Genomic DNA, 12,619 nt, shown 5'->3' with positions numbered 1-12,619 from the left:
TGATAATGAAATTTAATTGAAACAAATTCTAGTGTGAGGAGTGTATGCAGAGAGCGCGTCTCCGCTCGTCTTGCCGTGTTTTGGGAATTGCAGGTGTAGCATGGTCGGCTTCACTATTAATTGCTCCATCTTGTCGTATTTTGGGAATTGCAGGTGTAGCATGGTCGGCTTCGCCATTAATCGCCCAACCAGCACAAGCAGCCATAACGCAAGTGACTGATGTACGAGTCAACTCTACAGATAGCGGAGTGGAATTGATTTTGGCAACAGCAGATGGTGCTGCTCCCAGAGTCATAACGGCTGGTTTCGGCAATACATACGTAGCTAATATCATCAATGCTCAGTTGCGGCTACCACAAGGCAAAAGCTTCCGCCAAGAAAATCCGGCAGCGGAAATTGCATCTGTGAGCGTAGAGCAAACCACTGCTAACAGTATTCGAGTCAGAGTGGTGGGCAAAGCAGGCGTACCCCCGTGCAAGTGCAGTCGGGCAAAAGCGGTTTAGTCCTCAGTTTGGGTACTGCACCCACACCTAGCGCTCAGCGTCCGGCAGAAGTTAAGCCAGCACCAACACCACCAGCAGAACAACCCACGCCCCCAACTCAAAAGCCATCTGTTCCAGTCGAGGGAGAAACAGCACCTGGAACAGAAGACGAGATGGAAATTGTTGTCACTGCCGAAAAAACCGAGGAAAACGTCCAAAACGTTCCAATCAGCATCACGCCGTTTACAGAACAGCAATTGGAAGACACCAACACCACTTCCTTTACTGATGTTGCCCGTCGCACGCCGAACTTTTCCATTTTTGACGCAACCGGCAGCCGTTACTTTAATATCTACAGTATTCGAGGATTGTCAAACTCTAACTTTGCTTCCCGTGATGCTGCCGGATTTTACATTGATGACATTCCTTACGATTATGGTGGCTTCATTACTCAGGATCTCATCGATTTGGAGCGAGTAGAAGTGCTGCGGGGTCCGCAAAGTACGCTCTACGGTCGCAGCGCACAAGCAGGGGTAGTCAATGTCATTACTCGCAGACCTCCAAATGAGTTTGAGTTTAGAAGTAGTGCTAGTTACGGAAATTTTGACGATCTTGACGTGCAAGCTAGTGTCGGTGGTCCGTTAATTCCCGATCGCCTTGCTTTCCGATTATCGGGGAGCTATGATACACGCGACGGCTATTTTGATAATGTATTTTTAGACAATAATCTCGACGATCGATCGGGAGGCAACGGTCGGGGGCAGCTTTTATGGACACCTTCTGACGAGTGGGAAGTTTTATTCAATACCTCGTTTGCAGACTACAATGACGGAGTGCCGCTCGTTCTGGTTGACTCTACTCCATTTGAGGTAGAGCAGGATTTCAATGGCGTTACCAACATTAATTCCAATACACAAGCACTGCGGGTGGCATATAACGGAGATAATTTCCGCTTTACTTCTATTACTTCACGGCGTTTTTCTCGGAACCAGGCAGAATCCGATCTCGATGGAACGACAGTCAATTTAGGTACATTCAGCAGCGACTTTGATTCAACATTGTTTAGTCAAGAAGTGCGATTGCAATCGCCGGAGGAGTCAGGACCTTGGCAATGGCTCGTTGGTAGTTACTTTGAATCGAGAGCATTTAATACAGAAGATGATGGTCAGAATTTTGGCGAGGATGCTGCTATTTTCGATTTTCCAGCAGGAGGATCGCAACTTAGAAGCGCAGAAGTTGACGAGAAACTGTTTGCGATATTTAGCCAAGCAAGTTATAGTGCCACCGATAATTTGACGCTAACAGCTGGATTGCGTTACGAAACTATTAACAGCACGCTGGATAATTTTGAAAACGTGCTTTCTACGCCAGGTAGTCCCGACCAAGTGCTAGCATCCTTCGATAATGTCGAACAAGATGGAAATGCATGGTTGCCTCGATTTGCAGTGGAATATCGTTTCAACCCTGAGATTATGGCATATGCCAGCGTTTCTAGGGGCTATCGCCCAGGCGGTGTAAATTACCGAGCTGAAAATGAGAATATTTTGACTTATGAGCCAGAGCGATCGTGGAACTACGAAGTAGGTTTAAAATCATCCTGGTTTGAAGATCGCCTCGGTCTCAATCTGGCATTCTTCCACAATCCAGTCAATGATTATCAAGTCAATCTTCCAGGTCCATTTGGGCAAACTGTCGAAATTGCCAACGCAGACGCGAGCATCACTGGTTTTGAAATTGAAGCACGGGCAACGCCTGTAGATGGGTTTGATATTACTGCGGGACTTGGCTTTGTTGATGCCGAATTCACGAACTACAGCAATCCGTTTACTGGAGAAGACTTTAACGGCAACAAATTACCGTTCTCGCCAGACCTCACCTACAATCTAGCGTTGCAATATCGCAGTCCTGGTGGAATTTTCGGACGAATCGAGCTACTTGGAACGGGGAAAACCTATTTTGATGAATCTAATGAGTTTAGTCAAGGTGCATTTGCACTGGTCAATGCCAAACTCGGTTATGAATTCAACAACTATGGGATCTATCTCTTCGCCAATAACATTTTCGATAAGGAATATTTAACTTTATCTCAAGATCTGGGGTTTAATGCCGGACAATACGGAACTCCAGCTACTTTTGGAATTCAGTTCAAAAGTGAATTTTAATGTACGATTGAGGCATGGCGATCGCGTTCTCTTAATGTTAAATGTCGAGTAAAGTGTCGATTGGGAGGAAGAAAGTGATCCAAATTGATGAAAAACCAGGGTCTATTTTCTGCGTGACTTTCAATGGTCCAAAACAAATGGACGACATCGAAACTTATCTTTCTCGTTTTGATGAATGGCTTTCGCAAGACAAAACTTTTAGCCTGATTCTCAATCAAATTGATGCAGAAGCGGCTGAAGCAAACCGAGCCGAAGGAAGTCAAAAACGAGAAGCAGAATGGTTGCGGCAGAACAAACCACGCATTGCCCAACGTTGCGATCGGATTGTAATGGTACTCGATTCAGCCATTCTAGTAGAGAAATGGCAGCCGATCGCTCCTAAAGCTATGGAAAATATGTTTGGCTGTTCGGGACGAGTCTTTGGTTCTGTATCGGATGCCGAGCAATGGATTGAGGAGCAAATGAGCTTAGCGAGTTAGAGCGTTATTGTCTATTCGATCGCATCTTTATCTTCTACTGTTGGCGAATTTATCATGAGTGCCAAATCGCCTAGCCTCTTGCCTTTACTGGCACCCGAAAAGGGAAAGTTAATTCTCTCGGTCGGACTCTCGATCGCCGCAACAGCAATGGGACTGGTTCCATTTATTTGCATCTATGCCATTGCTAATGCATTGCTGAATCCACCTGTTGAACGAGCTGAAATTTGGCGATTGGTGGTTGTCAGTTTTGCCGCGATCGTGATGCGCTGGGGTTTGCTTGGCGTGGCAGATACACTTTCTCACATTGCGGCTTACAACATTCTTTACGATCTGCGGCTCAAACTATCTCAAAAATTTGGCGAGCTGCCATTGGGATACTTCAATTCCCGCTCTACCGGAATGTTGAAAAAGATTATGAATGAGGATGTGGAGCATTTGGAATTGATCGTTGCTCATGGTATTCCGCAAGGCATTGGATTATTAACAACCGTCATCGTGACTGCCATTTACCTATTTACAGTTGATTGGCGGATGGCGATCGCCTCACTATCTGGAATCCCGATCGTCTTCCTATCTCTATTTCTCATGTTTCGCTGCATTCAAACCTTGTTGTCTGCCTATTATGCTGCCCAAGATCGGATGAATGCAACAATAATTGAGTACGTTCAGGGCATGGCAGTCATCAAAGCTTTTACCCAGACCACAGAATCCTTTGCCAAGTACAAAGATTCTGTCAAGGCTTATCATCAGCTAGAGGAAGACCGCACCAACCAATCGATGTTTCCCTGGACGCTGTTTACAATGAGCGTTACGGCAAATTTACTAGTCATATTGCCGCTGGGCGTTTGGCTGATGAATACAGGTAGTTTATCCGTTTCAACATTTATTTTGTTTCTGCTGCTGGGATTAGGGTTGTGTGCGCCTTTGGTGAAGTTAATTGAATCGAGCGATATTTACGCCCAAACGCAAGCAGGACTCGATCGCATCTTTGCTATTTTAAATGAACCTGCACTTCCACAATCGGAGAACGCAAAGATCCCCGACAATCTAACCATTGAATTTCGGAACGTGCATTTTTCTTATCAAGATAAAGCTGTATTGCGTGACGTTAGCTTCACCTTGTCGCCCAATAGCATGACTGCATTGGTTGGTCCTTCAGGTTCGGGTAAAACAACAATTACTCGATTGATTGCCCGCTTTTGGGATGTGAGTTCAGGTGAAATTTGTCTCGGTGGCATTAATATTAAAGAGCTAAATTCTGAAGCGTTGATGGAGCAAATTGCTTTTGTATTTCAGGATGTTGTGTTATTTAACAATACCATTTATGACAATATCCGCATGGGTAAACCGGAGGCAACTTTAGATGAAATTGTTGCTGCTGCTAAGGCTGCACGGTGTCATGAGTTCGTTGAAGCGTTACCCAACGGCTATCAAACTATCGTTGGCGAAAGAGGGGCTAAATTAAGCGGCGGACAGCAACAGCGAATTTCCATTGCCAGAGCCATCTTGAAAGACGCGCCAATCGTAATTTTGGATGAAGCGACTGCTTTTATAGACCCAGAAAATGAAGCGCAAATTCAAGCTGCGATCGATACTTTAGTTCAAGGTAAAACACTTTTACTCATTGCCCATCGGCTCTCTACCATTACAGCAGCCGATCGCATCATCGTGCTTAATGATGGAGAAATTGCAGGCATTGGGCAGCACCACGAGTTATTGCAAACTAATTCACTCTATCGCCAAATGTGGGAAATCCATATTGCCGCACAGCATTGGACGTTTGCTGAGGAGGAAGCGATCGCTTTATGATGAACCAAATCTTTCGGCTAGCAGGTCAACAAAAACCACAATTGATTCAAGGCACAGTTCTGCATATCATTGCATCCATGTTAGCCGCTGTTCCGTATGGATTTGTTTGCTGGATTTTAGTAGATCTGTTTGAGCGATCGCTCACTCCTTCTAAGGCGGCGCTGCTGTGTTGGGGAATTGGCGTTAGCCTTCTACTGCAAGGACTTTTCTTGTACTGGGCAAATGTTTTAACCTACAAGGCAAGTTTTCGGATGCTTGGCGATTTGCGCCTGCAACTCGGAAACCATATTCGTCGCTTGCCAATGGGCTTTTTCACAGATAAACAAGTGGGAGATTTGAATACGCTTGTCACGGATGATATGCGAAAAATTGAGCTGCTCCCCTCCTGGGTTTATCCCAAAATTTTTAGCGCGATCGCCACTCCCACTGTTATTGCACTGTTTCTTGCCTGGATAGATTGGCGTTTAACTTTGGCAACGCTAGCTGGTGTTCCTATTGCGATCGCGATTTATCTGATTAATCAAACACAACTAAAGCAATTAGCCGACCTACAAAAGCGATCGACAATCGAAGCCAACTCCCGCACGATCGAATATATTCAAGGACTGGCAGTGCTGAAAGCGTTTAATCAAACTGGGTTTCGCTTTCAAAATCTCAAACAAGCTTTAGAACAGTATCGACAAGCCAATCTGAAGCTCGTGACTCAGTTGGTAATGCCTACGATTGCATTTTCTGCTGTTCTAGAATTAGGCTTTGTGGCAATTTTGATAGCAGGCACTTATTTTCTGTTTAACGATACTATTACAGTTCCCACACTGCTGTTATTTCTGGTATTAGGATGGCAATTATACGTGCCGCTATCAGGGTTGTTTGATTTTTCAGCTCGTACTCGAATGATGAATGCAGCTTTGCTGCGCGTGGTTGGTGTCTTAAATACCCCACCTTTACCCACACCCGACCGAGGGCGATCGCCGCAATCCTTTGATATTGAGTTCAAGGAAGTATCCTTTTCCTATGAAAATACACCCATCCTGCAAAACGTTAGTTTTCGCATACCAGAATGCGGTATGACAGCATTAGTAGGTCCGTCTGGTGCGGGTAAAACCACAATTACCAACTTAATTGCGCGATTCTGGGATGTAGATAGCGGCGAAATTTGGATTGGTGGTGTCAATATCAAAGATATTCCATCTGATGAATTACTGTCTCATCTGAGCATGGTGTTTCAGCAGGTTTATCTGTTTAATGACACCATTCTGAATAATATTAAATTTGGTAATTCGACAGCGACAGAAGAAGCAGCGATCGCTGCTGCTAAAGCTGCACAATGCCATGAATTTATCATGAAATTGCCTCAAGGGTATGACACGACGATCGGCGAAGGAGGCGCGACGTTATCGGGAGGAGAAAAGCAACGAATTGCGATCGCGCGTGCCATTCTCAAAGATGCGCCAATTGTACTGCTTGACGAAGCAACGGCTTCGGTCGATCCAGAAAACGAGCAACTAATTCAAACCGCAATTAATGCTTTAGTTCAATCTAAAACGCTAATTGTTATTGCACATCAGCTATCCACGATTACCTCTGCCGAGCAAATTTTAGTCATCGATCGCGGTCAACTTGTCGAACAAGGAAAACACGCACAGCTTCTCGCTCTAAACGGTGTTTATCGCCGACTTTGGGACTCTCGTCAACAAGCCCGTCAATGGAAAGTTAGCGGACAACGATTATCTTCAGTCAGCCAATCTTGAAGAGATCTAGTTAGAAGTTTCTGAACAATCCGATTTGTAAATCGACTGTAAGGGCAAAGTATTGGCAGCAAAATCCATCGATTGTCATTGAAATCCTGTGCGCCAATACTTCGCCTCTACTTTTCAGTGCATTTATCGACTTTGTGGATTGACACCTATGAAATACCCTGATGGATCTAAAATTCCAGCATGGCGACAAAATCTACAATTGATGAGCGATCCACTTCGTTACCTCGATCGCCTAGGTCAACAGTACGGTCATCTCTTTACAACCGCTTTTGGTCCTATTTCCGTTGTTTTGGTAAGCGATCCAGAAGCTTTAAAGGAGATATTTACGAATACGAAAGAAATTACCGCTCCAGGTGATTTTAGCAAGATTTTAGCACCGATAGTCGGCACAAACGGGTTACTGCTTCTCAGTGGCGCTCATCATCGTCAGCGGCGCAAACTTCTCATGCCAGCTTTTCATGGAATGCGCATACAAGCTTACGTTCAGCAGATTTGCGCCCTCACACGGCAAACATTCGATCGCCTACCCGTTGGCAAGCCCTTTTTAGCTTATCCAACGCTACAAACGATCGCGCTCGATCTCATTACAGAAGTCGTATTTGGTTTGCAGACTGGAGTGCGCGATCGGCAATTAAAGCGGTTATTGCCTTTGTTGATGAACTGTGCGCGATCGCCCTACGTCGAACTGGCGCTAGCCATTCCAGCCTTGCAACGGGATTTAGGGAAATGGAGTCCTTGGGGATATTTTTTATATCTGCGACACCAATTCGAGCAGTTGTTGGATGATGAAATTAACGAGCGGCGGCGGCAAGCAGATTCCACTCGTCCAGATGTATTGACCGAACTCATCTTTGCACGAGATGAAACAGGGCGATCGCTTACTAATGAAGAAATTCGAGATATATTTCCTTCATTATTATTTGCCGGACGAGATGCTTCCTCAGCGGCACTCTCCTGGGTGTTGTATTGGGTTCATCGTTTGCCTGAAGTGCGCGATCGACTTTTGCAAGAACTGAGCGATCTAGGAGAATTACCGGAGCCGTTGAAAATTGTGCAATTGCCATATCTTACAGCAGTTTGCAATGAAGCTTTACGGATTTATCCCACGCAAGTCGTGACTTTTCCGCGACGAGTAGAATCGCCCGTAGAATTAATGGGCTATCATCTCGAACCAGGTACTGTCATTCGTGGCAATATTTATCTGACGCATCAGCGCCCCGATTTGTATCCCAACCCTCAAGAATTTCGACCGGAACGATTTTTAGAACGACAGTTTTCCGCTTATGAGTTTTTACCCTTTGGAGGCGGTACGCGACGTTGCCCAGGTGAGGTATTAGCTTTATTTGAAATGAAGTTAATCTTGGCAACAATCCTGTCTCACTATCAATTAACGTTAGCCACTCAACAGCCTGAATATCCCAAACGTCGAGGTGTCAATTTTCCACCCAAAGGTGGTGTGAAGGCGATCGTGACAGCAAGACGTGCAATGCCATCTACATCATTGATGGCATCAGTTTCATAATCTAGTTTGCATCATTCACTCATCACTAATTAGATCTATGAGTTTACCGAATGGACCTAACACACCGATTTGGCTGCAAAACATGCAATTGATGTCGAATCCTTTCGGCTATCTCGATCGCATGAGTCAGCAATATGGAGATATCTTTACAACTGCTTTTGGCAAGCCGACTATCTTTGTAAGTCATCCTCAAGGATTGAAAGAGATATTTACTAATACAAAGGAAATTACAGCACCTGGTGAGTTCAACCAAACAGCTGCTCCGGTTGTCGGTAACAACGGCTTATTGTTACTTAGTGGGACACGGCATCGGCAGCATCGTAAGTTGGTGATGCCAGCCTTTCACGGAACCCGAATTCAAACATACGGACACCGGATCTGCGACCTGACGCTCCAGATTTTCGATCGACAGGCAATTGGAACTTGTTTTACTGCCTATTCTGCGATTGAAACCATTACTTTAGAGGTTATCCTGTCGATCGTGTTAGGATTACAGGCAGGCGATCGCTACGAGCAATTCAGGCAAGTATTGCCACCGTTATTACATCTTGTTAATTCTCCTAAGTTTGAAGTTTGTTTAGCCTTTCCTGCATTACAGCGAGACTTAGGAAAATTGGCCCCTTGGGGCTATTTTCAGCAACTGCGCCGCCAATTCGATCGGTTGCTGGAAGCAGAGATCGATGACCGACGACAATCCAAATTGGAGCGATCGGACGTTCTTTCAGAATTACTCTCGACTCGTGATGAAGCGGGACAACCACTGAGTAATGAAGAAGTACGCGATCTGTTGCCGTCTCTATTATTTGCGGGTCAAGATGCTTCTGCAACGGCAGTCGCGTGGGCTTTGTACTGGGTTCATCGTTTGCCTATGGTACGCGATCGCTTACTTCAAGAATTAGCGAGTTTAGGGAATACGCCCAATCCATTAAAAATTGCTCAGTTACCTTATCTCTCAGCCGTTTGCAATGAGGTGCTACGTATTTACCCAACGCAGATGTTTACTTTCCCGCGTCGGGTAGAATCTCCAGTTGAAGTTATGGGTCACTTACTCCCACCAGGTACGCTCATTATTGGCAATATTCATCTGACGCATCAACGGCAAGATTTATATCCAGAACCTAACCATTTCAAGCCAGAGCGGTTTTTAGAGCGACAGTTTTCTGCCTATGAATTTTTGCCCTTTGGCGGAGGTTCCCGCGTCTGTATTGGAGCGGCGCTAGCCATATTTGAAATGAAGCTGATTTTAGCAACGATATTATCACACTATCAGCTAACGTTAGCAGATTCACGCCCAGAACGCCCTAAACGTAGCGGGATTTTATTCCCACCTGAAAGAGGCGTTAAACTGATTGTGACTGAGCGGCGATCGGTTCCCTCTCAACCATCGATCGCTAGTCTAACTTAATCTCCTCTCGCCAAAGTAAGACTCACCCAACTGCGACCCAATGACTCGCCGTAGAACCCGAACGATCGAGAAGTTTGCTCTCCTTGCCAGCCTGTATGTCTCGCAATATATTCCCGTTATGTTTTTATTTGAGGCGCTGCCTGTATTTATGCGCCAACAAGGAATTGCGCTAGACGCTATTGGCTTAGTGCCGTTACTGGGTTTACCACTCACGTTTAAGTTTCTCTGGTCTCCTTTAATTGACAATTACGGCTATACACGTTGGGGACACTATCGCTTTTGGATTATTTTCTTTCAGCTTCTCGTGGCGATAACGACGGTAATTTGCGCTGAGTTTGAAATCCAGAATTATTTAACCATCACGATGGTGGGTACATTTTGTCTATTTTTGTTTTGCTCAAGCCAAGATATTGCCGCTGATGCCTTGGCAGTTGGACTGTTGGAGCCAAAAGAGCGAGGTATGGGCAATGGAGTTCAGACTGCCGGAAATTATTTAGGCTCCTTGATTGGCGGTGGTGGTATGCTGCTCCTGCTCGATCGATGGGGCTGGAAGCCAACCATGCTCGTCATGGCAGGTACTATGATATTTGCGTTGCTGCCAGTGCTTCGATATCGCGAACCACCCGCTCAAGAGGATCGTTCTCCTCAAGCATTAGAGCAAGCTCGCGGTTCTTTTTTAACTGTTTGTACGAGCTATTGGAAGACACTCACCAGCTTTTTCCGCCGTCCCAGAATGTGGCGTTGGTTAACGACGATCGTGCTGTATACAATGAGCGGTTTAATGGCTGCAACCATGTTTCGCCCGCTGCTGGTCGATCTTGGGTTATCGCTATCTGAAATTGGCTTAATTAGGGGAATTGTTGGTTATACGGCAGGGATGTTTGGCGCGATCGCGGCTGGTTTGTTGATGACTCGTTTGGGAAGGAAGCGATCGCTGTTGCTCTTTGGGTTGTTGGAAGTGGTGACGCTTCTCGGCTACCTGATTCCAGCCGCAGGAATTGCCTACCGTCCGATGCTGTATTCGATCGCGATCGCAATTCAATTTACTAGCAGCATGGCAAGTACTGCTTTATTTACGCTAATGATGGATCGAAGCCAAGCTGCAACAGCTGGGACTGATTACACCGTGCAAACTTCTGTTGCATTTATGGGTAGTCTTGGTGCTGCTGCATTCAGTGGAATCATTGCTGAGGCGATCGGCTATCAAGGATTGTTCTTAGCGAGTGTGGGAATTGGTTTGATTAATCTCACGATCGTTGCCAAAGTATTAGACGATCCTCCTCTTTCTCAATCGTCAGTCGTAACTTAAATCATTCAGTATAAAGAAGGTATGCTATGGCTCCAAAGCAATTTGATGTCATTATTCTAGGTTCCGGCTTAGCAGGTTCAATTCTAGCAACGATTCTTGCTAAACATGGAGCGCGAGTCTTAGTCATTGACAAAAATGCCCATCCTCGATTTGCGATCGGGGAAGCAATGACACCTGATACCGATCTGATGATGAGCATTCTCAGCTACCAGTACGAAGTTCCTGAAATTGCTCATTTAAGCTCGTTTGAAAACATCTGTAACCATATCTCTCCCTCAGCCTGCGGATTGAAGCGATCGTTCAATTTCGTTTACCATCGCGAGGGACAAGCTCAAAATTTACAGGAAACCAATAAGCTAGGGGTTCATCCCAGCAGCCACTTATTTCGTCAAGATATCGATCTCTACATGGCAAATGTAGCGGTTCAGTATGGAGTGCAATTACTAGAAAATACACGGGTCATCGATCTGAGCATCGATCGCCACGGCGTGACGATCGCGACGGATAACAACGAACAATTCATCGCCAGCTATCTTGTGGATGGCAGCGGCTACAATTCATTGTTGACCCAAAAGTTTCAGTTACGGGAAATACCGACTCGGCTCAAAACGCATTCACGCAGCATCTTTACACATATGGTTGGTGTCAAGCGGTACGATGATTGCGTGCCAACAAGCCAACCGCAAGATGAACTGCGTTGGTATCAAGGAACGCTGCACCACATCTTTGATGGTGGCTGGATGTGGGTAATTCCGTTCAACAATCACGATCGCTCCGCTAATCCCGTTTGCAGTATTGGACTGAATCTAGATTCGCGCCGTTTTCCTAAAACTGATACATCACCAGAACAAGAGTTTCAGGCGTTTCTAGCTCGGTTTCCCAGCATTGCGACTCAATTTGAAGACGCTAAACCAGTTCGGAATTGGGTTTCAACCGGACGGCTACAATACTCCTCTCATCGCTGTATGGGCGATCGATTTTATTTGTTGCCCCATGCGGCTGGCTTCATCGATCCGCTGTATTCCTTTGGTTTGGTGAATAGCTGTATCACGATCGTGCCGTTGGCAGCACGGTTATTAAAGGCGATCGCCAACAAAGACTTTTCCGCCAATCACTTCACCGCTTTGGAAGAATTACAACAAAAGTTACTCAATTACAATGACGATCTAGTTCACTGTTCTTACATTGCTTTTAGCAACTATAATCTCTGGAATGCTTGGAGACGGATTTGGATTTTAGGCAGTTCAATGCGTCAAGCGAAAGCAGGACTACGGAAACGGTTGAAAATTAGTGCAGGCAAAGGTGTCGAACTGGCATCGATGGAGGATGAATCTAATCTAGACTACCTTACTCCCAGCTACGAAGGATTAGGAGATGATTTTTTCCGTCAGGCAACAACACTCGTAGAACAAGTTGAAGCTGGATTGCGCGATCCGAATGAAGCTGCACAGCAGGTTATGTCGCTGATTCAGTCTATCGATTTTCTACCCAATAATTTTTATGGGCTTGGGGATGCCTCTCAGCGCGACCTCGATGTAGCATCTAAATATGGTATTGCCGAACAAAAACGGTTCTTGTTTTGGATTAAAAGCTCCTCTAAATCTGAGGTAAAACGATATTTCGATTATGACATTGACGATCTGCTTGCCGCCGCTCAACAAACGGCAGCAGGGCGATCGTGACGTTATCTA

At 45.5% G+C, this 12,619-nt stretch carries 9 protein-coding genes; all 9 read left to right on the top strand.

Annotated elements, in window-relative coordinates; genetic code table 11:
• The first annotated feature begins 44 nt into the window (after window positions 1–44).
• The 9 genes from M5J74_RS31490 (at window position 45) to M5J74_RS31450 (ending at window position 12,610) form a co-directional block, all read left to right on the top strand.
• Window positions 45–503, top strand: a complete 459-nt coding sequence (locus tag M5J74_RS31490; protein WP_250017976.1) for an AMIN domain-containing protein — start codon at window positions 45–47, stop codon at window positions 501–503.
• A complete protein-coding gene (locus M5J74_RS31485; RefSeq protein WP_250017975.1) occupies window positions 473–2,644 on the top strand; it encodes a TonB-dependent receptor in 2,172 nt (723 codons plus the stop codon). The genes M5J74_RS31490 and M5J74_RS31485 overlap by 31 nt, the downstream gene beginning before the upstream one ends.
• A gap of 137 nt (window positions 2,645–2,781) precedes the next feature.
• Window positions 2,782–3,123: a hypothetical protein gene (locus M5J74_RS31480; RefSeq protein WP_146139690.1), complete on the top strand. Its 342-nt coding sequence runs from the start codon at window positions 2,782–2,784 to the stop codon at window positions 3,121–3,123.
• Window positions 3,124–3,177: 54 nt separating this feature from the next.
• On the top strand, window positions 3,178–4,932 hold the full coding sequence (locus M5J74_RS31475) for an ABC transporter ATP-binding protein (protein WP_106216186.1): 1,755 nt from the start codon (window positions 3,178–3,180) through the stop codon (window positions 4,930–4,932).
• Window positions 4,929–6,683 (top strand): ABC transporter ATP-binding protein, encoded by a 1,755-nt coding sequence (locus tag M5J74_RS31470; protein WP_106216185.1) that lies wholly within the window; start codon window positions 4,929–4,931, stop codon window positions 6,681–6,683. The genes M5J74_RS31475 and M5J74_RS31470 overlap by 4 nt, the downstream gene beginning before the upstream one ends.
• A 157-nt stretch (window positions 6,684–6,840) precedes the next feature.
• On the top strand, window positions 6,841–8,214 hold the full coding sequence (locus M5J74_RS31465) for a cytochrome P450 (RefSeq protein WP_250017973.1): 1,374 nt from the start codon (window positions 6,841–6,843) through the stop codon (window positions 8,212–8,214).
• A 37-nt stretch (window positions 8,215–8,251) separates the two neighbouring features.
• Complete coding sequence (locus M5J74_RS31460) at window positions 8,252–9,619, top strand: cytochrome P450 (RefSeq protein ID WP_250017972.1); 1,368 nt, start codon at window positions 8,252–8,254, stop codon at window positions 9,617–9,619.
• 40 nt (window positions 9,620–9,659) lie between these two features.
• Window positions 9,660–10,928: an MFS transporter gene (locus tag M5J74_RS31455; protein ID WP_250017969.1), complete on the top strand. Its 1,269-nt coding sequence runs from the start codon at window positions 9,660–9,662 to the stop codon at window positions 10,926–10,928.
• 26 nt (window positions 10,929–10,954) lie between these two features.
• Window positions 10,955–12,610, top strand: a complete 1,656-nt coding sequence (locus M5J74_RS31450) for an NAD(P)/FAD-dependent oxidoreductase (protein ID WP_250017967.1) — start codon at window positions 10,955–10,957, stop codon at window positions 12,608–12,610.
• Window positions 12,611–12,619 lie beyond the last annotated feature (9 nt).

Origin of the sequence: Chroococcidiopsis sp. CCNUC1, assembly GCF_023546805.1 — a bacterium.
Classification (GTDB): domain Bacteria; phylum Cyanobacteriota; class Cyanobacteriia; order Cyanobacteriales; family Chroococcidiopsidaceae; genus Chroococcidiopsis; species Chroococcidiopsis thermalis.
Note: the sequence above shows the minus strand (reverse complement) of the source record. Positions and strands in the feature narration are given on the sequence as shown.